The 26,981-nt window shown below is 71.5% G+C and carries 22 protein-coding genes; 8 read left to right on the top strand and 14 right to left on the bottom strand.

What is annotated here, in order from left to right:
* Nucleotides 1–363: 363 nt before the first annotated feature.
* A complete protein-coding gene (secA, locus tag J2S57_RS05665; RefSeq protein ID WP_370882574.1) occupies nt 364–3,096 on the bottom strand; it encodes a preprotein translocase subunit SecA in 2,733 nt (910 codons plus the stop codon).
* A 218-nt stretch (nt 3,097–3,314) separates the two neighbouring features.
* On the opposite strand from secA, the gene J2S57_RS05670 reads away from it, so the two are divergent.
* Together J2S57_RS05670 and J2S57_RS05675 are read left to right on the top strand one after the other, a co-directional pair.
* The gene (locus tag J2S57_RS05670) at nt 3,315–4,415 is read left to right on the top strand and encodes a GNAT family N-acetyltransferase (RefSeq protein WP_307239096.1); all 1,101 of its coding nucleotides are present in this window, start codon (nt 3,315–3,317) and stop codon (nt 4,413–4,415) included.
* A complete protein-coding gene (locus tag J2S57_RS05675) occupies nt 4,412–4,963 on the top strand; it encodes a GNAT family N-acetyltransferase (RefSeq protein ID WP_307239098.1) in 552 nt (183 codons plus the stop codon). The genes J2S57_RS05670 and J2S57_RS05675 overlap by 4 nt, the downstream gene beginning before the upstream one ends.
* Before the next feature lie 46 nt (nt 4,964–5,009).
* Here the strand turns inward: J2S57_RS05675 and J2S57_RS05680 are convergent, their stop codons facing one another.
* From J2S57_RS05680 to mtrA, 6 genes are all read right to left on the bottom strand, one after another.
* Complete coding sequence (locus tag J2S57_RS05680) at nt 5,010–6,275, bottom strand: winged helix-turn-helix domain-containing protein (protein WP_370882435.1); 1,266 nt, start codon at nt 6,273–6,275, stop codon at nt 5,010–5,012.
* A 107-nt stretch (nt 6,276–6,382) separates the two neighbouring features.
* Nucleotides 6,383–7,153 carry a ribosome hibernation-promoting factor, HPF/YfiA family gene (gene hpf / locus J2S57_RS05685; protein ID WP_307239102.1) on the bottom strand — a complete coding sequence of 257 codons (771 nt, stop codon included), beginning with the start codon at nt 7,151–7,153 and terminating at the stop codon, nt 6,383–6,385.
* A gap of 135 nt (nt 7,154–7,288) precedes the next feature.
* Nucleotides 7,289–8,164 carry a ComF family protein gene (locus J2S57_RS05690; protein WP_307239104.1) on the bottom strand — a complete coding sequence of 292 codons (876 nt, stop codon included), beginning with the start codon at nt 8,162–8,164 and terminating at the stop codon, nt 7,289–7,291.
* A gap of 337 nt (nt 8,165–8,501) precedes the next feature.
* Nucleotides 8,502–10,376 carry an LpqB family beta-propeller domain-containing protein gene (locus tag J2S57_RS05695; protein WP_307239105.1) on the bottom strand — a complete coding sequence of 625 codons (1,875 nt, stop codon included), beginning with the start codon at nt 10,374–10,376 and terminating at the stop codon, nt 8,502–8,504.
* Nucleotides 10,373–12,400, bottom strand: coding sequence for an MtrAB system histidine kinase MtrB (mtrB, locus tag J2S57_RS05700; RefSeq protein ID WP_307239107.1), 2,028 nt, complete (start codon nt 12,398–12,400; stop codon nt 10,373–10,375). Before mtrB ends, J2S57_RS05695 begins: the two co-directional genes overlap by 4 nt.
* Nucleotides 12,401–12,403: 3 nt before the next feature.
* A complete protein-coding gene (mtrA, locus tag J2S57_RS05705) occupies nt 12,404–13,081 on the bottom strand; it encodes an MtrAB system response regulator MtrA (protein ID WP_370882436.1) in 678 nt (225 codons plus the stop codon).
* Between the two features lie 629 nt (nt 13,082–13,710).
* Between mtrA and J2S57_RS05710 the strand changes: the two genes are divergently transcribed.
* Genes J2S57_RS05710 through J2S57_RS05730 form a run of 5 tightly spaced genes read left to right on the top strand, consistent with a single transcriptional unit; the run spans nt 13,711 to nt 19,000 of the window.
* Nucleotides 13,711–14,718, top strand: coding sequence for a glycerophosphoryl diester phosphodiesterase membrane domain-containing protein (locus J2S57_RS05710; RefSeq protein WP_307239111.1), 1,008 nt, complete (start codon nt 13,711–13,713; stop codon nt 14,716–14,718).
* Nucleotides 14,715–15,431, top strand: coding sequence for a DUF4129 domain-containing protein (locus J2S57_RS05715; protein WP_307239113.1), 717 nt, complete (start codon nt 14,715–14,717; stop codon nt 15,429–15,431). The genes J2S57_RS05710 and J2S57_RS05715 overlap by 4 nt, the downstream gene beginning before the upstream one ends.
* Nucleotides 15,428–16,657 carry a DUF4350 domain-containing protein gene (locus tag J2S57_RS05720; RefSeq protein ID WP_307239116.1) on the top strand — a complete coding sequence of 410 codons (1,230 nt, stop codon included), beginning with the start codon at nt 15,428–15,430 and terminating at the stop codon, nt 16,655–16,657. Before J2S57_RS05715 ends, J2S57_RS05720 begins: the two co-directional genes overlap by 4 nt.
* 46 nt (nt 16,658–16,703) lie before the next feature.
* Entirely contained in the window at nt 16,704–17,702 is a 999-nt protein-coding gene (locus J2S57_RS05725; protein ID WP_307239119.1) for an AAA family ATPase, read from the top strand.
* A 5-nt stretch (nt 17,703–17,707) separates the two neighbouring features.
* Entirely contained in the window at nt 17,708–19,000 is a 1,293-nt protein-coding gene (locus tag J2S57_RS05730) for a DUF58 domain-containing protein (RefSeq protein WP_307239121.1), read from the top strand.
* Between the two features lie 205 nt (nt 19,001–19,205).
* On the opposite strand, the gene J2S57_RS05735 is transcribed toward J2S57_RS05730, so the two are convergent.
* Both J2S57_RS05735 and J2S57_RS05740 read right to left on the bottom strand, forming a co-directional pair.
* On the bottom strand, nt 19,206–19,775 hold the full coding sequence (locus tag J2S57_RS05735) for a dienelactone hydrolase family protein (protein ID WP_307239123.1): 570 nt from the start codon (nt 19,773–19,775) through the stop codon (nt 19,206–19,208).
* Nucleotides 19,776–19,815: 40 nt separating this feature from the next.
* Nucleotides 19,816–20,811, bottom strand: coding sequence for a stage II sporulation protein M (locus J2S57_RS05740; protein ID WP_307239125.1), 996 nt, complete (start codon nt 20,809–20,811; stop codon nt 19,816–19,818).
* 53 nt (nt 20,812–20,864) lie between these two features.
* Between J2S57_RS05740 and J2S57_RS05745 the strand changes: the two genes are divergently transcribed.
* Nucleotides 20,865–21,788, top strand: coding sequence for an RDD family protein (locus J2S57_RS05745; protein WP_307239127.1), 924 nt, complete (start codon nt 20,865–20,867; stop codon nt 21,786–21,788).
* A 236-nt stretch (nt 21,789–22,024) separates the two neighbouring features.
* Here the strand turns inward: J2S57_RS05745 and ahcY are convergent, their stop codons facing one another.
* The 5 genes from ahcY to J2S57_RS05770 form a co-directional block, all read right to left on the bottom strand.
* Nucleotides 22,025–23,461, bottom strand: a complete 1,437-nt coding sequence (gene ahcY, locus J2S57_RS05750) for an adenosylhomocysteinase (RefSeq protein WP_307239129.1) — start codon at nt 23,459–23,461, stop codon at nt 22,025–22,027.
* Between the two features lie 327 nt (nt 23,462–23,788).
* Nucleotides 23,789–24,160, bottom strand: coding sequence for an ArsR/SmtB family transcription factor (locus tag J2S57_RS05755; protein ID WP_307239131.1), 372 nt, complete (start codon nt 24,158–24,160; stop codon nt 23,789–23,791).
* Between the two features lie 42 nt (nt 24,161–24,202).
* Complete coding sequence (locus J2S57_RS05760) at nt 24,203–24,517, bottom strand: hypothetical protein (RefSeq protein ID WP_307239133.1); 315 nt, start codon at nt 24,515–24,517, stop codon at nt 24,203–24,205.
* A gap of 221 nt (nt 24,518–24,738) precedes the next feature.
* Entirely contained in the window at nt 24,739–25,680 is a 942-nt protein-coding gene (locus J2S57_RS05765) for a cation diffusion facilitator family transporter (protein ID WP_307239135.1), read from the bottom strand.
* Between the two features lie 109 nt (nt 25,681–25,789).
* Nucleotides 25,790–26,962, bottom strand: a complete 1,173-nt coding sequence (locus J2S57_RS05770) for an SIS domain-containing protein (RefSeq protein ID WP_307239137.1) — start codon at nt 26,960–26,962, stop codon at nt 25,790–25,792.
* Between the last annotated feature and the right edge of the window lie 19 nt (nt 26,963–26,981).

Consider the following 26,981-nt stretch of genomic DNA (forward strand, 5'->3'; position numbering starts at 1 on the left):
GAGGCCGAGCCGGGGCAGGCCCGGGGCGGACAGCGGCACGCAAGGCAAGCCAGGCAGGTCGGGCACGCCAGGCAGGTCGGGCACGCCAGGCAGGCCAGGCACGCCAGCCGGTCGGGCCCACCAGGCAGGCCAGGCAGGCCAGGCAGGCCAGGCACCGCCGCCCACAGCCAGCAGTTCGCGGACCACCGGCCGACAGAACGGCCGCGGCCCGCCACCGGAAAGTACCGGTGGCGGGCCGCAAGCATGCGCTCCGTCAAGAAGAGCCGAGAAGGAACCTGTCTCGTCCAGGAGACCAGACCCTCGCCCGCCCCTTCCGGATGACCACCAGGTGACCACCCGAAAAGGAGGGCAAGAGAAGGAAGCTCAGCGGCGTCCCTTCTTACGAGCCGCCCGCCGCGAAGCCCGGTTGACGGGCGTGCCGTCTTCGTCGGTCGGGGTGACCGTGCCGTTGGGGTTCTCCTGGTGCACCTCGACCCCACCGCCGACGTCCTCGCTGGGAGCGCTGTACTGCAGCTGCGCCGGACGCTGCTGCCCGGCGACCAGCCCCTTGGCGACGAGCACGGGCGCATCGGCGGCGAGGCCGTTGTCTTCCGGCTGCTGCACCTCGACCTCGACGTGGAACAGGTAGGCGATCGACTCTTCCTTGATGGCCTCGGTCATGGCCTGGAAGAGCTGGTAGCCCTCGCGCTGGTACTCCACGAGCGGGTCACGCTGAGCCATGGCCCGCAGGTGGATGCCCTCCTGCAGGTAGTCCATCTCGTACAGGTGCTCACGCCACTTGCGGTCGAGCACCGACAGCACGACCCGGCGCTCGAGCTCGCGCAGCGTGTCCTCGCCGAGCTCCTGCTCACGCTTCTCGTAGGCCAGCCGCGCGTCGGCGGTGAGCTCCTTGATCAGCATGTCCTGCGTGACCGAACCCCGGTCGCCCGCCTCATCGATGACGTCGGACAGCGAGACCGTGGCCGGGTAGAGACGGTTCATCTCGACGAAGAGCTGCTCCAGGTCCCACTCCTCGGCGAAGCCCTCGGCGGTGGCGGCCTGGATGTAGCTCTTCAGCACGTCGTCGATGAAGTGGCCGATCTGCTCGTGCAGGTCGGCGCCCTCCAGCACGCGGCGGCGCTCGGCGTAGATGACCTCGCGCTGACGGTTCAGCACGTCGTCGTACTTGAGCACATTCTTGCGGATCTCGAAGTTGCGGCCCTCGACCTGGCTCTGCGCGCTCTGGATGGCGCGGGTGACCATGCGCGACTCGATCGGGATGTCGTCGGGCACCTTGGCCGCGGTGAGGAACGACTCGACCATGCCGGAGTTGAACATCCGCATCAGGTCGTCCTGCAGCGACAGGTAGAAGCGGCTCTCGCCCGGGTCACCCTGACGGCCGGAACGACCACGCAGCTGGTTGTCGATACGGCGAGACTCGTGCCGCTCGGTACCGAGGACGTACAGACCGCCGAGCTCGATGACCTCTTCGTGCTCGTCCTTGGTGGACTGCTTGGCCTCCTCGAGCGCCTGGGGCCAGGCCTCCTCGTAGGCCTCCGGCGTCTCGACCGGGTCGAGCCCACGGGCCTTCAGCGTCGCGACCGCCGTGAACTCGGCGTTGCCGCCGAGCATGATGTCGGTACCGCGGCCGGCCATGTTGGTGGCCACGGTGACCGAACCCTTGCGGCCGGCCTGGGCCACGATCGAGGCCTCACGCTCGTGCTGCTTGGCGTTCAGCACCTCGTGCTGCACCTCGGCCTTGCGCAGCAGTTCGGAGAGGTGCTCGCTCTTCTCGACGCTGGTGGTGCCGACGAGCACAGGCTGACCGGTGGCGTGCTTCTCGGCGATGTCCTCGACGACCGCCTCGAACTTCGCCTCCTCGGTCTTGTAGATCAGGTCGGACTGGTCTTTACGCTGCATCGACCGGTTGGTCGGGATGCTGACCACGCCCAGCTTGTAGATCGACATCAGCTCGGCCGCCTCGGTCTGGGCGGTACCCGTCATGCCGGAGAGCTTGTCGTACATGCGGAAGTAGTTCTGCAGGGTGATCGTGGCGAGCGTCTGGTTCTCGCTCTTGATCTCCACGCCCTCCTTGGCCTCGATCGCCTGGTGCAGACCCTCGTTGTAGCGGCGGCCGGCGAGGATACGGCCGGTGTGCTCGTCGACGATGAGCACCTCACCGTTCGCGACCACGTACTCCTTGTCGCGCTTGAACAGCTCCTTCACCTTGACGGCGTTGTTCAGGTAGCCGATCAGCGGCGTGTTGACGCTCTCGTAGAGGTTGTCGATGCCGAGGTGGTCTTCGATCTTCTCGATACCGGTCTCGAGGACACCGACGGTGCGCTTCTTCTCGTCGACCTCGTAGTCCTCGTCGCGCTTGAGCACCTTGGCCAGCTTGGCGAACTCGACGTACCACTTGGTGGGCTGGTCGGCCGGGCCGGAGATGATCAGCGGCGTGCGGGCCTCGTCGATGAGGATGGAGTCGACCTCGTCGACGATGGCGAACGCGTGCCGGCCGCGCTGCACCAGGTCGTCGCCGTTCCACGCCATGTTGTCACGCAGGAAGTCGAAGCCGAACTCGTTGTTCGTGCCGTAGGTGATGTCGCACGCGTACGACTCGCGCCGCTGCGCGGGCGTCATCTGCGACAGGATGTTGCCGGTGGTCAGCCCGAGGAACCGGTAGACGCGGCCCATCAGGTCGGACTGGTACTCCGCGAGGTAGTCGTTGACCGTGACGACGTGCACCCCGCCGCCGGCCAGCGCGTTGAGGTAGGCCGGGGCGGTGGCCACCAGCGTCTTGCCCTCACCGGTCTTCATCTCGGCGATGTTGCCGGAGTGCAGCGCGGCGCCACCGACGAGCTGCACGTCGAAGTGCCGCTGGCCGAGGGTGCGCTTGGCCGCCTCGCGAACGGTGGCGAACGCCTCGGGCAGCAGGGCGTCGAGGCTCTCGCCGTCGGCGAACCGCGCCTTGAAGCGCTCGGTCTCTTCCCGCAGCTCGGTGTCGCTCAGCCGGACAAAGTCATCCTCGAGCGCGTTGACCTGCGCGGCCTGGTTCTGCAGCCGCTTCAGGGTGCGGCCTTCACCGGCTCGCAGCAGCTTCTCGACGATCTTCACCACGGGGCGCTCTCCCAGATCCTTCAACCGTGCTTGTGTGAGGCAACGACGTTGCCGCTTCTAGGCATGACGAACGGCAGTACCGCGCCGTGCCCTCCATCGTAGACAGGCTGGAGGGCCAAACGTGTTTGCTACACCTTGCCTTATCGGTCAGGCTCGCTGGTGTGTCGGGTCCCGGGTCGTCGTCCAGCAGCCTTGTTCCGCAGCTCACAGACGGTTTGGTGACCCTGCGCGACCTTCGTGAGGACGACGTCGACACGATCGTCTCCTACTGCAACGACCCGGCCATGGAGGTTTGGACCACGGTTCCGTGGCCCTATCGCCGCGAACATGCCCTCGAGTACGTGCACGCCGGGCGCCGGGCCTGGGCCGAGGGCTCCCGCTTCGACTTCGGCATCGAGTACGAGGGCCGCCTGGTCGGGGCGGTGGATCTGCGCCGGCCGGTGCTGCCGGCCCTCGCCGAGGTCGGTTTCGCCCTCGCCCCCGCCGCCCGGGGTCGTGGGGTGATGTCCCGGGCCCTGCGCCTGGTGCTCCCGTGGGGCGCCCGCCAGGGCATCGAGGTCGTGCAGTGGCGCGCCAACGCCGGCAACTGGGCCAGCCGCCGGGCCGCCTGGTCGGTCGGCTTCACGGTGGAGGGCCCGATCGCCGGGCTGCTCGAGCACCGCGGCCGGATCGTCGACGGCTGGCTGGCCTCGATGCGCCTGAACGCGGACACCGTCTTCACGCCCGCCCATCCCTGGTTCGACCCGGTCACGCTCACCGGCCGTTCGGTGCGGCTGCGCACCTCCCGCGAGAGCGACGTGCCGCGCTACGTGCAGGGCATGGCCGACGCGCACAACCGCTGGTGGCTGCCCGGGCTCCCGGCCACCTACACCGAGGCGGACGCCCGTCACCAGCTGCGCCGCGACGCCGAGAAGGCCGCCTCCGGCGAGGCGCTGTCGTGGGTGATCACCGATCCCGAACTCGACGTCATGCTCGGCGAGGTGCTGGTGTTCGTCCGCAGCGCGCGGGACGGTCAGGGCGAGATCGGCTACTGGATGCATCCCGAGGGCCGGGGCCGGGGGCTCGCCACCGAGGCGACGTTCCTGGCGGCCCGCCACGCCCTGCTCCCCCTCGCAGAGGGTGGGCTGGGCTGGAACAACCTGGGTCTGCGGGCGAGCGTTGACAACGTGGCCTCGCAGCGGGTGGCCGAGAAGGCGGGCTTCCGGCGCACCGGTCTCGAGCGCGGGATCCGGCTCCCGCCCGACCGCAGCGCCCGCGTCGACCTGGTGAAGTACGACATGACCCCGGCCGACCTGGCCACCCTCGGATACCCGTCATGAGCCGTCAGCCCGGGCAGTCGCTGGCGTACGGGCACCGGCTGCGGTCGTGGACGACGTCCGACGCCCCGGTACTCGTGCTGGCGCTGCGCGACCCGCTGGTGCGCCACTACGCGTCCGTCCTTCTCGACGACCGCGACACCGCGCTGGGCGCCGTGCACGACTGGAACGGCCAGTGGCAGGACGGCACCGGGGCGGCCTGGGCGATCACCACGCCGGGCGACGAGGTGATCGGCCAGATCCGCTTCGGCCTGTTCGACTCCGGGCTGGGCACCGCCTCGGTCGGCTACTGGCTGCTGCCCGAGGCGCGGGGCCGGGGCCTCGCCACCCAGGCCGTGGCCAGGGCCTCCGGCATCGTCTTCCAGCGGCTGGGCTGGCACCGGGTCGAGCTCTACCACGCCGTCGAGAACACGCGGTCGTGTGGCGTGGCCCGCCGGTCCGGCTACCCGCTCGAGGGCGTCATGCGTGAGGCCATGCGCTACCCCGACGACGGGCGCCGGTCCGACGAGCACCTGCACGCGCGGCTGGTGTCCGATCCCGACCCTGATTGATTCCGATCCGGCTTGAGGACGCGTCGGTCGGGTCGGTCTCCCGGGCTCACCGGGGTGAGCGGAACACCTTGGCCAGGGCCGGGCCCAGGTCACCCTTCGGCTCGGCCGTCACCCCGTCGAGCTCCAGCCAGGCGGCCATCAGGCGCAGTTCGTCGGCCAGCTCACCGAGCACGGCCGCCGCCGGCACCCCGGGCTCGGCGTACGCCGCCTTCACCAGCAGGCGTCCTCCCCCACCGGTCGCCCGGTCGGCCTTCAGGTCGACCCGGCCCACCAGCTGCTCGCCGAGCAGGAACGGCAGTACGTAGTAACCGAACTCGCGTTTCGCGGCCGGGGTGTAGATCTCCAGCCGCAGCCGGAAGTCCCAGAGCACCTCGGTGCGCGGCCGTTCCCAGACCAGCGAGTCGAACGGGCTGAGCAGCGCCCGCGCCGTGATCCGGCGCGGTACCCGGGCGGCCGGGTGCAGGTAGGCCTGGCGTCCCCAGCCGTCGACCGTGACCGGCAGCAGCTCACCGGAGTCGACCAGATCCCGCACCGCGGACTGGGACTCGGCCGGTTTCAGCCGGAAGTAGTCGCGCAGGCAGCGTTCGGTGGCCACCCCCATCGCCCGGGACGCGATGCGCACCAGCTCGCGGCGCGCGTCGTCCGGATCGGGATCGGGAGCGGCCGTGACCGCCGCGGGCAGCACCCGGCCGGGCAGCGCGTAACGCCGTTCGAACTGCTGGGTGCGGCCGGCCGAGGTGAGCTGCCCGGCCCAGAACTGGAACTCGATGGCGCGCTTCACGTCGCTCCAGTTCCAGCCCCACTCACCGCTGCGTTCGCGGGGCGTCGCGTCACCGATGAGCTTCTCGGTGGCGGCCGCGGTGAGCGGGCCGTGCCGGCCGACCACCTCCAGCACCTGCTCCAGCAGCTCGGCGCGGTCGCGGGCGATGCGCTGCATCCCGCCCCAGGACTCGTGGGCCGCGCGGTCCATGCGCCAGCGGAAGAGCCGGTGGGTCTCGGGCGGGATGAACGAGGCCTCGTGAGCCCAGTACTCGACCATCCGCCGGGGTGCCGTGTTGGCCGCCTTGTCGAGCAGGGGACGCGGGTAGTTGCCCAGCCGGCTGAACACGGGCAGGTAGTGACTGCGCGAGAGCACGTTCACCGAGTCGATCTGGAGCACGCCGACCGTGTCGATCACCCGCTGCAGGTGCCGGGCGGTGATCGGGCCGGCCGGCCGGTCGACGCCGAAACCCTGTGCGGCCAGGGCTATGCGGCGGGCCTGGGCGAGGCTCAGCCGCTCGCGCGGCGCCCGGGCGCCGGAGGTCTTCACCACCGCCCCGGGCAGGGGCGCGGGTGCGCCCGCCGGCTCGGCCGAAGCCGGTGCCGGCGGGCGGACGCCGCCTTTTCTGGAGTTCGTCAGTGGTTCAGGGGCAGGGGTTTTCAGGCCGTCGCGTCGGCCTTGGCCTCCGCGTCGCCCGACAGTCGGATCACGCCGTAGTTCCACCCGCGCCGACGATAGACCACGGAGGGCGTACCGCACTTGGCATCGATGAAGAGATAGAAGTCGTGACCGACGAGCTCCATCTCGTAGAGCGCCTGATCGATCGTCATCGGGCGGGCCTCGTGCTGCTTCTCGCGGATCAGCACCGGGCTGTCGGCCAGGGCCTCGGCCCCCTCCGGCATGTTCGCCCAGTCCATGCTGTCGGCGAAGGGATCGATCTCCTCCGCGTCGTCGAGGAGTTCGCGGGTCTGGGTGGCCGTTCCGCTCGGCTTGTGGCCGTTCACGGTCGAGCCGTTCACCGGGCGCTCGGCGAGCGCGATGCCCGCGTGCGCCATTGCTGCCGCTCCGTTCCGGACGGGGTCTCCGGGGGCGGCTCCACGCACGGACGCCGGAGCGTGCCGGCCGTGGTGCACCTTCTTCCTGTCACCCACCCTCCGCAGCCGCTCGAGCAGCTTGCCGAAGGCGATGTCCAGCGCGGACAACTCGTCCGCCCCGCAGGCCTCGGCCCGGATCACGGGACCTCGGTCGCGCACGGTTATCTCGACCCGTTCACAGTTGCTGGACTGACGCGGATTCCGCTCGTGGGACAGCTCGACGTCGATGCGGAAGGCCGTCGGGCTCAGCTGGGAGACCTTCTCCAGCTTCTCCTCGGCGATCCGCCGGAACCGGTCTGTGACCTCAACGTGCCGACCAGTAATCACGATGTCCACGAAGAATCCTCCTGTAGCTATTGCATCGCCACATGTGCCAGGCCGAACGGCTCGCGGTTGCGAATGGTTCCGGTCGGTGGGGAATCTGGCACGGGCGCCAGAGCATTGGTGGGGAATCGCTGGGCGCAGAGCCAGCTACTTCTCGAGGACCTCCTTCCTGCTTTCCGCACCGAAATCGGCGTGGAGGGCGGAAGTGGCGGCACGGGGGCCGCCGTGCGTCGAGATTAGAGCAGGTGTTCCGATGTGGATACCCCCTGTCCGACGTAATGTCACCGAGAATCCGATGACACCGATCACCTGTGCCCCCACCGAGGTGAGCGCACGGGCGGCTTCGGACGCGGTGGCGCCGGTCGTGACGACGTCATCGACAATGACGCATCCGCGTTGCCGGAGAGCAAATCGCAGCCCCGGCCGAACGGCAAGTGCACCTGCGAGGTTCTCGCGGCGGGCCCGGGCCGAGAGCGAGCCCTGGTCGCGCACACCGCGGCGTTGGGTGAGCACGCGCGCGACCTGCGGAAGCGGCCCGAAGCCGGCCCGCGACCAGACCGGGGCGGCCTGGCGGACGGCCTCCCGGGCGAGGGACGCGACCAGATCGGCCCCCCGCTCACGGCGCGCGGCCCCCGAGGAGGGCACCGGCACGAGAAGGAACGGGGCACCGGTGGCGACCGGCGCGTTCAGCCCGGAACGGCAGGCCAGGAGCGCATTCGCCAGTCCTGCGCCGAACGGCCGGGTGAGGTCGTGACGCCCCCGCTCCTTCCAGGCGACGACCATGCGCGACGCCGCACCCCGGTAGGTGGTGACAGCCCAGACACCCCAGCCGGGAGGCCAGCCGACGACCGGCTGGAAGAATGCCGGACCGGCCACGACCCGGCGGCACAGGTCGCACACCGCCACGTCGGGAGCGCCGCACCCGGCGCACTCGGTGGGCCAGATCAGCCCTCGCCCGAGCGCCCACCACGACCCCGGACCCGCGGCGAAGGAGGAATTCGGGGCTTTCGCTGCGAAAAGCATGATTCCACCCTCCCGTGTCCGGGTTTCGGCCGTCATCACCGGCGACCGGGCCGTGGATAAGCAGTTCGTTCTGCCTACCTGTGGAATGTACGTCGCCACACGGTGACGAGCCCGGGCCGGACGACCGGAATGACGACGGCCCAAGGACCCGGGGGGAACCGCGTTTCACCCGGATGCAGTAAATATTCGGAGCATCCTCCGAAAAGGAACTTCCGGAATTGCCCGCCCGGGCAGCCAGAACCGCCTATCACGAACAGATCACGGCAATGTTCCGGCGGAGATCACGCCGTGTCGCCGATCCCTATCACAGGGAGATCACGGCCCCCGGCGAAATCGATCAGCCCGGGAAGGCCGGCCAGCGGGCGGTGGACAGGTCGCCCCAGGCCGACCCGGAGCGTCCCTTGACGCCCTTGTCCGTGCCCGCGACCAGCGTGCCCTCCCCGTCCCCGACCGCGATCGTCTCGGCCCGGTCGACGCCCGGCACCGGGGCGATCGGCTGGATCCGGCCGCCGATCTCGACGATCCAGGGTCGGTCCACGTTCGAGGAGACGGTCTCGTCGCCGTCGTTCGCCGCGCCCGGCAGCCGCCGCCCGAGCACCGCCACGTGCTTGTCGTCGACCCAGGCCACGTCGCGCACCGAGACCAGGTCGGGCACGACCCCCTGCGGCTGCGTCAGCCGCACCGGGCGACCGGTCTCGTCGCGCACGATCCCGGCCAGGAACACGTGCGGTGAACCGCCGTCGACGATGGCCAGCACCGCGCGGGTGCCGTCGCGGGAGATCCGCATCGCCCGGACGTCGAAACCGTCCAGCCAGTCGGCCTCCACGAGGACCCGGCCCTCGTCGGTGGCGGCCTGGGCGACGTCGACGGCGTGCACCCCGGCGGCGTCGGCCGTCCACAGCCAGCGCTGGTTGTCGAAGGAGGGCGCGGTGAAGCCGGAGCCGGGCAGCTGCGTGGTCTTGCCCGACGTCGCCTCGGACAGCAGCAGATGCGCCCGGTCGGCGGACAGCGCCGCGAACCAGGTCCCGTCGTACGAGACCGCGGGCAAGGTCAGGCCGTAGGTGGCGTCGAGCGAGTTCAGCTCGTCCAGCCCGCGCACCACCTCGTCCTCGTCGGCACCCAGCCGGACCACGCGTCCCTTGGTGTCGATCGCCACCGCCGCCCCGCCGACCGACGGATTGACCACCGGACGAGGCCCGGACCCGGAGGGGATGTTGTAGGTGACGCGCTCGACGGTGATCCGGACCGACGAGATGGTGCGCAGCTGGCCCAGGGTCGTCTGCAGCTGGGCGAGCATGAGCTGCCGCTGACTGTCGTCGGCGAGCCGGGCCGGGGCGGTCAGGTCGACCGTGGCGACGCCGTTGGAGACCACCACGGCGGCGACCGCCATCTCGGTGCCCGGGGGCACACTCGAGGCCACCGCCTCGGACAGCCAGTCCGGCGGCCCCTCGAGCAGGGCCCGCACCAGCGCGGTGGGCAGCTCGGGAGAGCCGGGGGCGCTCGGGAACCAGTGCGTGTCGGGCACCAGGTAGTCGCCCGCCGCGTCCGGGAAGTACACGTAGTACGGCTTGAAGGTCACGTTGAAGTCGTTGCGGGTGATGAGGATTCCGTCGTCCAGCGAGTTGATCCGCCAGTCGCCGTCGACCTGCACCAGGCCGAAGTAACGGGGCTCGGTCTTCGAGCCCGGCGCGATCACGCTGTACCGGCCGCTGCCGTCGACGTGGGCGATCGCCGGGGCCCGCACGACCACCTCGGCGACCTGCTGGTTCGGGTCGGTGCCGGCCGCCCGGGCCGCCCCCGCCGCCGCGCCCGGGGTGCTCCCGGCCGACGGGGCCACCGTCGGCTCCGGGGTGCTCTCATCGTCTTTGCTCAGCTGCCGCGTGCTCAGGGTGTCGAGCGAACGGAACACGGTGACGGCGGCGTCGGGACGCCAGCCCAGCCGCCGGTCGGGACTCAGGAAGCTGCGGGCGACGGCGTGGTCGTCGCTGTAACCGGCACTGGCGGCGAGGAATCCGCGCACCACCTCGACCGGGGTCTGCCCGGCCTTCGGGCCGTCCGGCGCCAGCTGGAAGACACCCTCCAGCGGGTCGTCGTTGACGATGTCGCCGCTGATCACCGGGCCGGTGCTGGGAATGGTCGCGCAGCCCGGCAGCCCCAGGACGGCGAGCGCCGCGAGCGCCAGGGCGACCACGCGTCCGAAAGCAGTTCTCACGACTGGCCGGGCCCCTCTTCGGGTTCCTCGAGCCGGTCCTCCCAGTCGGGACCGGCGGTGAGCATGGGCAGCGAACCGGTGTCGGTGCCCAGGTGCGGCACCAGGGGCAGTGGCGAACCGACCAGCAGGGCCCCGACCTTCTTGGGCAGGGTCAGGCGGAACACCGCGCCGACGCCCGGCTCCCCCCAGACCTGGAGCCAGCCTCCGTGCAGATGGGCGTCTTCCTGGGAGATCGAGAGTCCCAGACCCGTGCCGCCGGTGGTGCGCGCACGCGCCGGGTCGGCGCGCCAGAACCGGTTGAACACCATGCTCAGCTCCTCCGAGCTGAGGCCCACGCCGTGGTCGCGCACGGCGATGGCGACGGCGTCGCTGGACTCGGCCACCTGCACCTCGATCGGCCGGCCCTCACCGTGCTCGATCGCGTTGCCGACCAGGTTGCGCACCACGCGTTCGACGCGGCGCGAGTCGACCTCGGCCACACACGGCTGCAGGGACAGCTGGAGGACGATGGTGCTGCCCTTGCGCTCGGCGAGCGGCACCAGGTTGTCGACCACGCGCTCGGCCAGCTCCCGCACGTCCACCGACTCGACGTCGAGAACAGCCGCGCCGGCGTCGAACCGGCTGATCTCCAGCAGGTCACCCAGGAGCGACTCGAACCGGTCGAGCTGGGTCTGCAGCAGCTCGGCGCTGCGGCGCAGCACCGGGTCGGGCAGCTCGTCGCGGCTCTCGTGGATGACCTCGCTGGCCATCCGGATCGTGGTGAGCGGGGTGCGCAGCTCGTGGGAGACGTCGGAGACGAACCGGCGCTGCACCCGGGAGAGCTCCTCGAGCTGGTGGATCTGCCGTTCCAGGCTCGCGGCCATTCCGTTGAAGGCCCGCCCCAGCCGGGCGATGTCGTCCTGCCCGCGCACCTTCATGCGCTTGTCGAGACGGCCCGACGCCAGTTGCTCGGCGGTCTCGGCGGCCTGCCGGATGGGGGTGACCACCTGCCGCGTGATCACGTAGGCGACGCCGCCGACCAGCAGCACCAGGCCCAGCCCGGAGGGGAGCAGGGTACGGCGCACCAGGTCGAGGATCTGCTGCTCACGCTCCAGCGGGAACACGAAGTAGAGCTCGTAGTCGCCGGACAGCGGGATGTTGATGATCGTGCCGACGGCGAGCGCCGGGATCCGGCCGCCGGTGCTGGGGATGGTGGTGATCTGCGACTGCTGGCGACCGCGCGAGTTCACCGCGTCACGCAGCGTCTGCGGCACGACGCTGAGCGGGACACCGGGCGTGGCGCGGTCTTTCAGCTCGGTGGGCTGGGTGGAGCGCTGCGCGCGGCGGAGGATGACCTCGCGGGTGTCGGTGCCCTCCGGCCCCTGCAGCTGGGCCAGGAGGTCGTTGATGTTGCTCTCCTGGCGGGCCGCGTCCGGGTAGTCGTTGGCGGCGAGCACGGTGTTGGCCTCTTCGGTGAGGCTGGCCGCCTCGGCCATCGCGGTCTCGGTGCGGGAGTCGATCAGGCCGTCGCGGATGCGCATCAGCAGGAAGTTGCCGACCACCAGCACCACGCCGAGGCCGAGCAGCATGGTGGTCGCGACCACCCGCAGCCGCATCGACCGGCTCCACCGGCGGCGGATCTGCTTCAGCAGTTTCTTGGCGCGCGAGAGTACCCCGCGGCGCAACCGCCCGACGAGCCTGCGTGACGCCCGGGGTTGAGGACGTGGTGGCGGGGTGACGCGCACGACCTCCTGGGTCGCGGGGCGGCGAACGGCCTTACGGCCGGGGACGAACCGGCTGCGGACGGCCGGTTCCACCGGGTCGCCCGGGGAGTCACTCGGGGATTCGGCCGGGGAGTCGGCCGGGGTGTTGCCGGCCGACTCGGAAGGTGACCCCTCGGGCTCGACCGGCCCCGACGCGTCCGCCATCGGCTCGGCGGGCTCGACGATCTCGCCCTGGACCACCGCGTCCGCCCCGTTGCCCTGCTCCGTGCCCGCCGGCTCCCCGGCGGGCCCGCCGGGCGGCGTGGGCGACCCGGTGGCCACCGCTTAGGCCGGTCCGGCCTTGTAACCGACGCCGCGGACGGTCACCACGATCTCGGGGCGCTCCGGGTCTTTCTCGATCTTCGACCGCAGGCGCTGCACGTGGACGTTCACCAGACGGGTGTCGGCAGCGTGGCGGTAGCCCCACACCTGCTCGAGCAGAACCTCACGGGTGAACACCTGCCAGGGCTTGCGGGCGAGCGCGACCAGCAGGTCGAACTCCAGGGGCGTCAGCGAGATCACCTCGCCGCCGCGACGCACCACGTGACCGGCCACGTCGATCGAGACCTCACCGATCTCCAGCGCCTCGGGCGCCGGCTCCTCGGTGCGCCGCAGCCGGGCCCGCACGCGGGCGACCAGCTCCTTCGGCTTGAACGGCTTGACCATGTAGTCGTCCGCGCCCGACTCCAGGCCGAGCACGACGTCGACCGTGTCGGTCTTGGCCGTGAGCATGACGATGGGGACGCCCGACTCGGCGCGGATCAGGCGGCAGACCTCGATGCCGTCCTTACCGGGCAGCATGAGGTCGAGCAGCACCAGATCGGGCCGGGTGGCGCGGAATGCCTCCAGCGCCCCGGCGCCGTCGGCGCAGAAAACCGGCTCGAACCCCTCGCCCCGCAGGACGATCCCGAGCATCTCCGACAGTGCATTGTCGTCATCGACGACGAGAACCCGGCCTCTCATGTGGGACATGGTGTCAAACACAGGCGCCAATACCGAAACGGGGCGGACATGGAAGGATGAACGGAGGTGCGTGGGTGATCGTTGGGGCCCATGGACAGGGCTGGTGAACAGACGATTGAGGGGGTTGCCGGGTGTCCGATCAACCAGGTGGCTGGACGGTTCCCGGCGGCGACCCGGAGAGGCGTCCCGGCGCACCGTCCGGTGATCCCGCGTCCGGTGATCCGGGGCAACCGGGTTCGGGGCAACCCCAGGATTCCGGGCGGCAACAGGATTCCGGGCGGCAACAGGGGACGTCGTGGTCGCCCGGGTCGCAGCCCCCGGTTCCCGGCGGGGCGCCTCAGGGATGGGGTGCTGGTGCTGGTCAGCCTGGTTTCGGGGGGCCTGGTCCCGCTCCGCAGGGATGGGGAGCGCCGCCCGACGGCTGGAACGCTCCCCCTCCGGCGAACGGTGGCTGGGGCGCGCCGCCGGCCCAGGGCACCTGGGGTCCGGCGCCGCAGCAGTTCCCGCCCGGCCAGTTCCCGCCCGGGCAGTTCCCGCCCGGCCAGTTCCAGCCCGGGCAGTTCCCGCCGGGTCAGTTCCCGCCCGGCCAGTTTCCTCCGGGTCAGTTCCCGCCGGGGCAGGGTGGGCCGATGCCTGGTCAGCCCGGCTGGCAGCGTGGCTCGGGCCGGGGCGCCGGGATCATCCCGCTGCGCCCGCTGAGCATCGGCGAGATCTACGACGGCGCGATCCGGGCCATCCGCGCCAACCCGCGCACCATGGTCGGCTGGTCGGCGGTGGTCGGGGCGATCATCACGGTGGCCGCGACGATCCCCCAGCTGCTGGCCCTCAACGCGCTCTGGGGCTCGGCCCTCTCCGGTGACGCGCTGACCACGGAGGAAGACGCGGAGGCACTGTCCGAGGTCTTCGGGGTGTTCGGGGTGACGGCCCTGTCCACCACGATCCAGTCGCTGCTGGCCACCACCATCATCACCGGCCTGCTCATCGTCGCGGTCGGTGGTGCGGTGCGGGGCGAGGCCCTGGCTCCCGGTGAGCTCTGGCGGCGGGCGAAGGGCCGGCTCTGGGCCGTGCTCGGGCTGGCCGTGCTGCTCCTGGTCACCGCGACGGTGCTGATCGCCGTCTGCATGGCGCCCGGCGGGGTGCTGCTGTGGCAGGCCGTGCAGGGTGACGCGGACGCCGAGGGCATCTTCGTGGCGTTCCTGGTGCTGGCGCTGGGCGGGCTGGTCGGTGCGATCGTCTACGCAGCGCTCTACCTCGGCTACTGGGCCCTGGCGGTGCCGGCCCTGCTGCTCGAGAACCTCGGCATGACGGCCGCTCTGCGCCGCTCGGCCCGGCTCGTGCGCGGATCGTTCTGGCGGGTGTTCGGCATCAGCCTGCTCACCGCGGTGATCGCCGCCGTGATCGGTGAGATCTTCACGGTGCCGTTCAGCCTGGTCGGCAACGGCGTGGTGCTGGCGCTGGGCACGACCGGGCCGGCCTCCCTGATCGTGCCGCAGCTGCTGGTCACGCTGGGCACGATCATGGCCGGGGCGGTGCTGTACCCGTTCTCGGCCGGCGCCGTCACGCTGCTCTACCTGGACCTGCGGATGCGGCGCGAGGGGATGGACGTCGAGATGCTGCGCTCGGAGCAGCCCCGGTGACCCTGCCCGCTCTGCTGGCCGGCGTCCCGGTTCTCGCCGACGTGCCGGTTCTCGCCGACGTGCCGGTGGAGCCGGACCGGCAGCAGGCCAAGCAGTGGCTGTACGAGGAGCTGAGCCGCCGGGAGTACCAGGACGCCCGCCCCGGGCTGATCGAGCGCGTGATCGCCTGGGTGATGGAGCATCTGCAGCAGGCGCGCCCCGGATTCCACTCACCGGTCCAGATCACCGTCACGGTGCTCGCGATCCTCCTGGTCACCGCGATCGTGGTGGCGATCTGGTACTCCGGCGGCATCCGCCGGGCGCACCGGCGCCGGGCGACCGCGGTGCTGCCCGCGCACATCACCAGCGCCACCGACCACCGCGCGGCGGCCGACCGGCACGCCGCGGCCGGGCAGTGGGGCGACGCGGTGCTCGAGCGGTTCCGGGCGGTGGCCCGCGAGTTGTCCGAGCGCGCCCTGGTACTCGTCTCCCCCGGCGCGACGGCGGCCGAGGTCGCCCGCGACGGCGGCGCCGCCCTGCCCTCGCTGGCCGGCGACCTGCGCACCGCCGCGCGGCATTTCGACGACATCCTCTACGGGCACCAGGAACTGTCCGAGGCGGACGGGCGGGAGGCCGACGGCTTCCTGCGACGGCTCGACGAGCAGGTCCGCACCACCCGGGGCACGGCCTCGGTACCGCTCGACAACGACGCGCAGGCGGTGGGCGGGCGATGAGCACCGCGACCGTGGAGCCTCCCAGCCTGCGGAGGGACGGCCGTGACCAGTGGCGACGCTGGCGCTGGCCGCTCGCCGTGGCCCTGATCGTGATCATCGGGATCGGGCTGATCGCGTTGACCGTACCGACCACCGACGACAGCCGGCGGCTCAGCCCGGCCAACGCCGCCCCGGCCGGGACCCGCGCGCTGGCACAGGTTCTCGAGCGTCAGGGCGTCGAGGTGAGGGAGGCCCACAGCACCGGCGAGGCCGTCGACCGGACCACCGCCGGCAGCACGCTGCTGGTGACCGACACGGTGCTGCTGGCCGACGAGCAGCTCGATCGGCTGGCTCACGACGACGCCGCCCGGCTGGTGCTGGTCGAGCCCGACGACCTGGCCCTGAGCGTGCTGGCCCCGCAGGTGCGGGCGGCCGGCTACAGCAACCTGACCGACTCCCGCCCGGCGAGCTGCGCGGTCGGGGCCGCCGTCACCGCGGGCGACGTGCGCGGCGGGGGCTACCTCTACGCCCGGTCCGGCGGGGCCCGCGACGGCGGGGTCTCGGTCTGCTACCCGCAGGCCGACTCCGACGACCACGACGACGTGGACACCGGCACCGAGCGCGGCAACTACGTGCTGACCGAGTCGAACGGCAAGCAGATCGTGGTGATCGGGCAGTCCGACCTGATCACCAACGAGCACGTGGCCGAGAACGGCAACGCCTCGCTGGCCCTGAACACCCTCGGCTCGCAGGAGTCGCTGGTCTGGTACCTGCCCGACCCGCTCGAGCAGGTCGGCGCCGGGCAGCGGGCCACACTGGGCGAGCTGATGCCGGACTGGGTGCGCTGGGCCGTGATCCAGCTGGCCCTGGTCGCCCTGGTCGCGATGCTCTGGCGGGCACGGCGTTTCGGCGCTCTGGTCGGCGAGCCGCTGCCGGTGGTGGTGCGGGCCGCGGAGACCCAGGAGGGACGCGCCCGGCTGTACCGGCAGGTGTCGGCGCGGGGGCGGGCCGCGGCCACGCTGCGCACCGCCGCGCTGCGCCGGCTGGCAACCCGGGTGGCGGCGCCGCCCGGCACCAGCCCGCCGCAGCTCGTCGTCATGCTCGCGGCGACCACCGGGCGCGACCCGCACGAGATCCACCGGGTGCTGCTCGGCCCGCCCCCGGAGACCGACGGCGCCCTGGTCGAACTGGCCGACCGGCTGGACGAGCTGGAACGCGCGGCCGGGATCCGGCACCGCCCGTCGTGAACCGCCCCGTCCCCCTGACCGCAGCACGATCTGAGAGGCTCACCCCGTGACCGATTTTCCGACGACGAGCTCATCGACCACCGGGGTGGGCGACGCCGAGTCCGCCCGGCAGGCGCTGGTGCGGGTGCGCGGTGAGGTGTCCAAGGCCGTGGTCGGCCAGGACGAGGCGGTCACCGGCCTGGTCATCGCGCTGCTGTGCCGCGGCCACGTGCTGCTCGAGGGTGTGCCCGGAGTGGCGAAGACCCTTCTGGTGCGCTCGCTCTCGGCCGCGCTGCGGCTCGACACCAGCCGGGTGCAGTTCACGCCCGACCTGATGCCGGGTGACGTCACCGGCTCACTGGTCTACGACAACCGCACCGGCGAGTTCTCGTTCCGCAACGGCCCGGTGTTCACCAACCTGCTGCTCGGCGACGAGATCAACCGCACGCCGCCGAAGACCCAGGCCGCGCTGCTCGAGGCGATGGAGGAGCGGCAGGTCACGGTCGACGGCAAGTCGCGCCTGCTGCCCGAGCCGTTCGTGGTCGCCGCCACCCAGAACCCGGTGGAGTACGAGGGCACCTACCCGCTGCCCGAGGCCCAGCTCGACCGGTTCCTGCTCAAGGTGACGATGCACCTGCCGAGCCGGGACGCCGAGCTCGAGGTGCTGGCCCGCCACGCGGCCGGTTTCGACCCGCGCGACCTGGCCGCCGCCGGGGTCGAGGCCGTGGCCGGTCCCGAGGACCTGGCCGCCGCCACCCGGGCCGTGCGCACGGTCGAGATCAGCCGGGAGGTGATGGGCTACATCGTCGACGTGGTGCAGGCGACCCGTTCGTCGCCGTCGCTGGCCCTCGGCGTCTCACCGCGTGGGGCCACCGGCCTGCTCAACACCTCGCGGGCCTGGGCCTGGCTGCAGGGGCGCGCCTACGTGACCCCCGACGACGTGAAGGCCCTGGCCCCGGCCACGCTGCGGCACCGCATGCAGCTGCGCCCGGAGGCCGAGCTGGAGGGTGTCACCACCGACGGCGTGCTGGACAGCGTGCTCGCCGCCGTCCCCGTCCCCCGCTGACCGGCGTGACCATCAGCGGACGCGCCGTCGTGCTGGCGGCGCTCGGCCTGGTACCGGCCGTGATCTGGCCGGGCTGGGGCTCCGTGCTGGCCTGGGCCGGGGTGTTCGTGGCGGTGGTGCTGGCCGACCTGCTGCTGGCCGGTTCACCGCGGGCGCTGAAGGTGCATCGCGAACCGGTTCCCACGATCCGGCTGGGTACGTCCACGCCGAGCCCGTTCGTGGTGAGCAACCACGGCCGCCGCACCGTGCGCGGTTCGCTGCGCGACGCCTGGCAGCCGTCGGCCGGGGCCGTCGGTGAACGGCACCCGGTGAAGCTCCCGGCCGGCCAGAGTCGCCGGCTCGTCACCACTCTCACGCCGACGCGGCGCGGCGACCGGCGGGCCGGTGACCTGACGGTGCGCAGCTTCGGGCCGCTCGGTGTCGCCGCCCGGCAGTACAGCCTGACCGCCCCCGGTGCGCTGCGGGTGCTGCCGCCCTTCACCTCGCGCAAGCACCTGCCCAGCAAGCTCGCCCAGCTGCGCGAACTCGACGGCAAGGCCGCGCTGCGGGTGCGCGGGCAGGGCACCGAGTTCGACTCGCTGCGGGAGTACGTGGGTGGGGACGACGTGCGCTCCATCGACTGGAGGGCCACCGCCCGTCGGGGCGCGGTGGTGGTGCGGACCTGGCGGCCCGAACGCGACCGCCGGGTGCTGATCGTGCTCGACACCTCGCGGACCTCGGCCGCCCGGGTCGGCGACCAGCCCCGCCTCGACGCCGCCATGGACTCGGCACTGCTGCTGGCGGCCCTGGCCTCACGCGCCGGTGACCGGGTGGACCTGCTCGCGATGGACCGGCGGGTGCGCGCCCGCGTCGAGGGAGCCGGGCGCGGTGATCTGCTGCCGCGGCTGGTGACGGCGATGGCCCCGGTCGAGGCGGATCTGGTGGAGGCGGACTGGGCGGCCATCGTCTCGACGGTGCTGAGCCGGATGTCGCAGCGGGCGCTGGTGGTGCTGCTGACACCGCTGGAGGGCGCCGCGATCGAAGAGGGCCTGATGCCCGTCATCGGGCGGCTCTGCGCGCGGCACCGGGTGGTGGTGGCATCGGTGGCGGATCCACAGGTGGCCGCGATGGCCGAGGGACGTGGTGACGCCTACGCGGTGTACGGCGCCGCGGCCGCCGGACGGGCTGCCCTGGACCGGGCCGCGACCACCGCCGAACTGCGCCGCATGGGTGTGGACGTGGTGGACGCGTCTCCGGAGGACCTCCCACCCCAGCTCGCTGACCGGTATCTGGCTCTGAAGGCGGCCGGGCTGCTGTAGGTCTGTGGGCCGCGCCTGCTCACCGCCCGCGCCTGCTCACCGCCCGCGCCTGCTCACCGGCCACGCCTGCTCACCGGCCACGCCTGCTCACCGGCCACGCCTGCTCACCGGCCACGCCTGCTCACCGGCCACGTCCGGTCAGCAGCCGGCCACCCCGCTCAGGCGGGCCGGCCGGCCTGGTCTCCCGGCGCGTCCGCCAGCGGCCTCAGATCTTGGCCAGGAACTCCAGCACCCGGTCGGTGAGCAGCTCGGCCGCACCGGGGTCGTACTCGTTCAGGCTGCTGTCGGCGAAAAGGTGCGCGGAGCCGGGATACACGTAGACCTCGGTATTGCCCTCGGCCACCGCGAACTCCTCGGCGGCGGCCAGGTCACCGGAGTCGGCGAACTCGGGATCCGCGTCCATCCCGTGCACCTGGGAGGGAACGCCCGGCCAGGCACCGAACTCGGACGGCGGCACGAAACCGCTCAGGAACAGCGCCCCTGCGGCGCCGGGCCGGGAGACGGCCAGCTTGGCGACGGGCAGCACCCCCAGCGAGAACCCGGCGTAGACCAGGGTCTGGGGCAGTGCCTCGACGGCCTGCACCCCGCGCTCGGTCACCGTGTCGAACCCGATCTGCCGGACGTGCGCGATGCCTTCGTCGAGCCGTTCGAACGTCTTGCCCTCGTAGAGGTCTGGCGTGTGCACGGTGTGCCCCACGGAGCGCAGCCGATCGGCGAAGGCGTGGACCCCCGCGGTCAGCCCCTGGGCATGATGGAACAGCACGATCTCGGCCACAGCTCGCTCCCCCTCGAACACCCGTGCGAACGATTCGGGTTCAGCCTGCCACAGGCCGCACGTCCCCCGCCAGTTCTACTGCCAGGTCACCGGTTTCGCCCGTGAGCACGGCGGGCCGGCCGAAGTACCGGACGTAGCCCAGGAAGATCAGCCAGACCGTGGCCCCGAGCGCGATGCGGGCCCAGGTGGGCAGGGGCGAGGGGGTCACGAAGGCCTCGACCACGCCGGAGACCAGGAGCACCACGATCAGGCCGATCGCGATCGTCACCATCGCCCGGCCCTCCTCACCGACCGCACGAGCCCGCGAGCGCGGCCCCGGGTCGACCCAGGCCCAGAAGACCTGGAGCCCGGCCCCGGCGGCCACGAAGACACAGGTGAGCTCGAGCAGACCGTGCGGGGTGATGAGGCCGAAGAAGAGGTCGAGGCGGCCGTTCGCGGCCATCAGCCCGGCGACCAGGCCGATGTTGAGGGCGTTGTTCGCGAGCACGTACACCACGCCGACGCCGGTGATGCCGAGCACGAAGCAGAGCGCGGCCACCCAGGCGTTGTTGGTCCAGACCTGCACGGCGAAGCCGGAGGCGGCGTGCTCGGAGTAGTAGTTCTCGAAGTCGTTCTGCACCAGCTGCTGGATCTGCTGCTCGGTGCCGGCCGAGGCCTGCACCCGCGGGTTGGCGGCTACCCACCAGCCGAGCGCGACCGCCACCAGCGTGGAGCCCAGCGCGGCGCCGAACGCCCACCAGCGGGAGCGGTAGACCGCGGCCGGGAAGGACACCAGGAACATCCGGGTGAACTCGCGGGTGATCGGCTCGTTGCCCCCGGCGATGCGGGTGCGGGCCCGGGCCACGGTGCCGGAGAGGCGGGCGACCAGGGCCGGGTCGTGCGACGAGGAGCGCACCACGGACAGGTGTGTCGCGGCCCGCTGGTAGAGCTGCACCATCTCGTCGACCTCGGCCCCGCTGAGCCGCCGGCGCCGGGTGAGCCGGTCGAGGGTGTCCCAGTCGGCCGAGTTCACGGCGGCGAACGCGTCCAGATCCACGGTCCCGAGCCTAACCTCCCGTTCTGTCGGTGGGACCACGTAGCCTGGCGGTTGTGATCACGGACCCGCTCGCCCCGATGCCGTCCGGCCAGAACCGGTCGGTGGGTCTCACCGGCCTGGTCGGGGTCGACGAGCTGGACTTCTCCGACGAGCTGGTCACCGGTGAGGCGGTGGTGCTCGAGCTGCGCCCGGCCTCGTTCATCACCCGGGCCCTGGCGGTCTTCGCCGACCTGCTGGTCACGGTCAGTCTGCTGGCGCTCCTGCTGATCTGGCTGGCGTTCGGCACCACCGGCTCGATCGACGAGGCGGCGGGCAGCGCGCTCATGCTGGTGTCCGTGCTGGCGATCGCGGTCGGCCTGCCGATCCTGGTCGAGACCCTCACCCGGGGCCGGTCACTGGGCAAGTGGCTGGCCGGGCTGCGAGTGGTCCGTGACGACGGCGGGCCGATCCGCGCCCGGCACGCGCTGATCCGCGGGCTGCTGGCGGTGCTCGAGATCTACTGGTCGGCCGGATCCGTGGCGCTGCTGACCTCGCTGATGAACAAGCGCGGCAAGAGGCTGGGCGACCTGGTGGCCGGCACCTACGTGATCCGCGAGCGCCAGCCCCGTCAGGTGCCCCCGCCGATCATGATGCCGCCGCACCTGGCCCTCTGGGTGCGCAACGCCGACCTGGGCCGGCTGCCCGATCCGCTGGCCCGCGCGTCCCGCCAGTTCCTGGCCCGGGCGGCGAAGATGGCTCCGGAGTCACGGCAGCGCCTGGGCTGGTCACTGGCCGGCCAGCTCGGCGACCTGGTCGCTCCTCCGCCCCCGCCGGGCACGCATCCCGAAGACTTCATCGCAGCCGTGCTGGCCGAGCGGCGCGATCGTGACTACGCCCGCCTGTGGCGCGAGAAACAGCAGTGCACGGCCCGTCTCGACTCCCGGGCGACGGCGAGTCCGCTGAGCGCGACGGGCGCCGGACTGCCCGACCACAACTGACGGGCTGCCCCAGGGACACACCTGGCCCCTCCGGAGGCGACCGGACGACGTCGGCGACCGGACGACGTCGGCGACCGGACGACGTCGGCGACCGACGCGTCCTCAAGCACCCGAACCCCGAAAGCACCCGCCCCACGAAAGCACCCGAGCTCCGAAATCGGCGGGCCCGCAAGCACACACCGCACCAAAGCAGGCGCGCCCTCCCCCGAAGGGAAGGGCGCGCCCACGTTCTCAGATCAGTACCGGTAGTGCTCCGGCTTGTACGGGCCCTCGACGTGCACGCCGATGTACTCGGCCTGCGCCTTCGACAGCTCCGTGAGCTTCACCCCGAGCGCACCGAGGTGCAGACGGGCAACCTTCTCGTCGAGGTGCTTCGGCAGCACGTAGACCTGGGTCTCGTACTCCTCGCGCTTGGTGAAGAGCTCGATCTGCGCGATGACCTGGTTCGAGAACGAGTTCGACATCACGAAGCTCGGGTGACCGGTGGCGTTGCCCAGGTTCAGCAGACGCCCCTCGGACAGGACGATGATCGAGGTGCCGTCGGCGAAGGTCCACTCGTGCACCTGCGGCTTGATCTCGGTCTTGGTGATACCCGGGACCTTGGCCAGGCCGGCCATGTCGATCTCGTTGTCGAAGTGGCCGATGTTGCCGACCACGGCCTTGTCCTTCATGCCCTGCATGTGGGTGGCCGTGATGACGTCGAAGTTGCCCGTGGTGGTGATGAAGAAGTCACCGACCGACAGCACCTCTTCGACGGTGGTGACCTGGTAGCCGTCCATCACGGCCTGCAGCGCGCAGATCGGGTCGACCTCGGTGACGACGACGCGCGCGCCCTGGCCCCGCAGCGACTCGGCCGCGCCCTTGCCGACGTCGCCGTAACCGCAGACCACGGCGACCTTGCCACCGATGAGGATGTCGGTGCCGCGGTTGATCCCGTCGACCAGCGAGTGGCGGATGCCGTACTTGTTGTCGAACTTCGACTTGGTGACCGAGTCGTTCACGTTGATGGCCGGGAACAGCAGGGTGCCGTTGCGGAACATCTCGTACAGGCGGTGGACGCCCGTGGTGGTCTCCTCGGTGACGCCCTTGATCTCGGCCGCCAGCTTGGTGAACCGGTCGCTGGACTCGGCCAGCGAACGGCGCAGCACGTCGAGAATGACGCCGTACTCCTCCGAGTCACCCTCACCGGTGGCCGGCACGGCGCCGGCCTTCTCGAACTCGACGCCCTTGTGGATCAGCAGCGTCACGTCGCCACCGTCGTCGAGGATCATGTTCGGGCCCGTGCCCCCGGGCCAGTTCACGATCTGCTCGGTGCACCACCAGTACTCCTCCAGCGTCTCGCCCTTCCAGGCGAACACCGGCACACCCTGCGGGTTGTCGACCGTGCCGTTGGGGCCGACGACGACGGCCGCGGCCGCCGTGTCCTGCGTGGAGAAGATGTTGCAGGAGGCCCAGCGGACCTCGGCGCCGAGCGCGACCAGGGTCTCGATCAGCACGGCGGTCTGAACCGTCATGTGCAGCGAACCGGTGATGCGGGCGCCGGCCAGCGGCTTGCTCTCGCCGAACTCGGCGCGCAGCGACATCAGGCCGGGCATCTCGTGCTCGGCAAGACGCAGCTCGTGGCGGCCGGTCTCGGCCAGGGAAAGGTCGGCGACCTTGTAATCGAACGTCATGTGGAGTCCTTCGGCATCGTCGGATGCGGCTGGAAATGAGAAATGTCCCAGTCGCAGGTGGTCGGGTCGATGGCAGCGCGAAACCAACCATGGGGAAACCCCGATCAGCTTCAAGCGGTACCAGACCCCGGCGCGGCCCATCTTGGCCGTCGGCATCACCTACGCCGGAACATCCCCCACGATAGCAATCCGGTCACGGTGCGGACACCGCCTCCCGAGGGGTGAACAAGAAAATCAAATGGTGGACGCGCCGACGCCGGCAGCGCTCTCACCAGCGGCTTCAGGCACCAGCGGATCCAAGCACCGGCGGCTCCAAGCGCGGCGGCCTCACGAAGCAGCGGATCCAGGAACCAGCGCACCAGCGGCTTCAGGCACCGGCAGCACCAGGTCGAGCAGCCCGGGGAACCGTTCGTCGAACTCGGCGCGGCGCAGGCGGATCGTGCGGCGGGCTCCCTCGTCACGCTGCTCGACCAGGCCGGCCTCACGCAGCACGGTGAAGTGGTGGCTCAGGGTCGCCTTGCCCACGCCGACATCGAGCGAACCGCAGGGCAGTTCCCAGTCACCGGCCCGCGCCACGCACCGCACGATGGACAGCCGCACCGGGTCGGCCAGAGCGGTCAGCGCGGTCTCGATGGTCACGTCACGCGGATGGGTGTGCTCGGGGGGACGCCGGCCGCCCGGCCGGGATGCTGCGGGCATCGTCCCCTCCCGGAGCATCGCGCCTACTGGTCGGCAACAATCCTACGGCGCGTGGCCGGGGAGATAGCCGGGCTCGGCGGTGAAGTCGGGCTCGCTGACCACGACCGGCGTGGAGCGGCCGTAGCGCGAACCGTCGTTGGTGCCGGCGACGGCCCGCACGGCCTGCGCCGAACTGATCACCAGCGCCCCGACGAGGGCCAGCGACACGATGACGACGGCCGTGGCGGTCAGCCGCGACCGCCGTGACCACCGGCCGAACCAGCCGAAGCGCTCGGGCCGGGACGGGTGCCGCTGCGGGCCCCGGGTCTGGTGCGGCAGGGCAGGTCGGAGCGTGCGGGGTGCGGGGTCAGCGCGCACGACGGCCTCCGGGCGATGAGGAGCGGATACAGCTGTACGAGGTGGAACCAGCCCCGACGCTACCCACAGAAACCGAATCGACGGTCAAATGCCCGCTAGGTCAGCGTTATCGCAGTCCACAGCGTTAAAGCATCCCTATGTCAGCAGCTGCGCAGGACAAAGAAGAGCGGCGTGCCCCCCCTGTACCCCAGGAGGACACGCCGCCACCACGTTCTGATACCTCAGGCCCCGGGAACTCCGGCGGGCCCACCGGAACCGTGCGCGATGTCCGGCTCGAGGAAGATCAGCTTCGCCTCGGGCACCGCCGCCCGCACCCGGGCCTCGGCCTCGTTGATGGCCTCGGCCACCTCGACCGCGGACTCGGTCGGCACCACCGCGATCTTGGCCGCGACCATCAGCTCGTCCGGCCCGACGTAGAGCGTGCGGATGTGGATGACGCCGTTCACGCCCTCGCCGACCAGTGCGGTCTTGATCTTCTCGAGGTCCTTCGGGTCCGCGCCCTCACCGACGAGCAGCGACGACGTCTCCATCGCGAGGATGCCGGCGACCACGATGAGCAGCAGGCCGATCATCGCGGTACCGATCGCGTCCCAGCGCCCGTCGTCGGTGGCCAGCGTCATACCGACACCGAAGAGCGCGAACACCAGACCGGTCAGGGCCGCCGTGTCCTCCAGCAGCACCACGGGCAGTTCCGGGGACTTGGTCTCCCGGATGAAACGCCACCAGCTGCGGCCCTCACGGGACGGCGACGCCTCACCCACCGCGGTGCGGAGGCTGAGGCCCTCCATCACGATGGCGATCAGCAGCACGGCGACCGGGACCCACTGCCAGTTCTCGATCGGCTCCGGGTGCTGCCACTTGTGCCAGGCCTCGTACAGCGCGAACAGACCACCGACGCTGAACAGGATCACCGACACGATGAACGCGTAGAGGAACCGCGAGCGGCCGTAGCCGAACGGGTGCTCCTCGTTCGCCCGGCGCTCGGCCCGCTTGCCCCCGACCAGCAGCAGCACCTGGTTGCCCGAGTCGGCCAGTGAGTGGATGCCCTCGGCCAGCATCGAGCTGGACTGGGTCAGCCCGAAGGCCACGAACTTGGTGACGGCAATGCCCAGGTTGGCACTGAGCGCGGCGATGATCGCCTTGGAACCACCCTCGGTGGACATGCGTTGGCTTCTCCCGCTTGAGGATCTTGAGGCGGGAGCAACCTACTACTTGCCCGGGCGAACTGCCCCTTCGTGTGTCCGATCGCGCAGGTCAGCCGGGCTGAACCGGTCAGTGGGTGCGGTCGCGCAGGTCAGCCACGTGCGGCGAGGTCAGCGGGTCGATGCCGCCGGCCAGCGCCATGTAGACGGATGCGAAGTCGGTCAGCGAGATCAGGTCGGCCAGCCGCTCGAGCGGGTGCCCCGGGTCGGCCGCGACCTCGGTGACCCGCACCCCGGCGTCTTCGGCGGTGGCCCGCACCGCGTCGGCCGTGCGCGCCGTCTCCAGCCAGGAGCCGTCGGGCCGGTCGAGCGTGGGCGCCGCGTCCCGCAGGAGCAGCAGGCGCATCTGCGGCGAGGAGGCGGGCGCGTCGCCGAACTCCGGGTCGGCGAAGATGTCGGCGGCCGGGCGCTTGGCCAGCGGACCGTCGAAGGTCGCGACCACGTCGCCCGCGTCGTCGGGCAGGGCGCCGCGCATCGCGGGCACCCGCGCCGTGCGGGCGAGCATGGCGGCGGCGCGAGCCGCCGCCACGCCGGTCACGTCGCCGTCGCCCAGCACCACCGGCATCACGCCGGACAGCTCCAGGGCCAGCGACTTGGCCGGGTTCACGAAGGCGTCGGACGAGGGCCGGTACTTGTCGGCCTGGGTGTCGAGCCGGTCGGCCACCCGCTCGAGCACCGACGGTGAGGCATCGGTGAGGCCGAGCTCGTGGGCCACCGAGATGACCGGCACGGCGAGCGACCACAGGCCCATGCGGGACGCGCGGGCAGCCGGGGTCTCGCTGCGCGGGACGGCGACGTGGACGCCCCCGGTGCGCTCGGAGACCTCGGCCAGCGGCGACCGCGGCGCGCCCACGGTGAGCAGACGGCAACCCCGCCGGGCCGCCTCGGCGGCGAGCCCGAGCGGACCCGGGGCCCGGCCGGACATCGACACCGCGACGACCAGGTCGAGCGGGCCGACCCAGCCCGGCAACGGCAGACCCCGCCGCACCGACACCGGCACCGGGGCGCCGCTGCCGGCCAGCAGGATCAGGATGTCGCCGACCACGGCCGAACCGCCGAGGCTGGCGACGACCACGGCGCGGGGACGCCCGTCGGCCACGATCTTCGCGATGCCTGCCTCGGCCGTGGCCGAGAGCGCCATGCGCACCTGGGCCCCGGCCATCGCCAGCGCCCGCAGGGTGCCGGACGGGTCGGACGCGGCCAGGCCGTCGGGGTCGTCGAGCAGCTGTTCGTCGAGTGCCATCGCGCCGTTTCTTCTTCAG

Source organism: Kineosporia succinea, assembly GCF_030811555.1.
In the GTDB taxonomy this organism is placed as follows: Bacteria; Actinomycetota; Actinomycetes; order Actinomycetales; family Kineosporiaceae; genus Kineosporia; species Kineosporia succinea.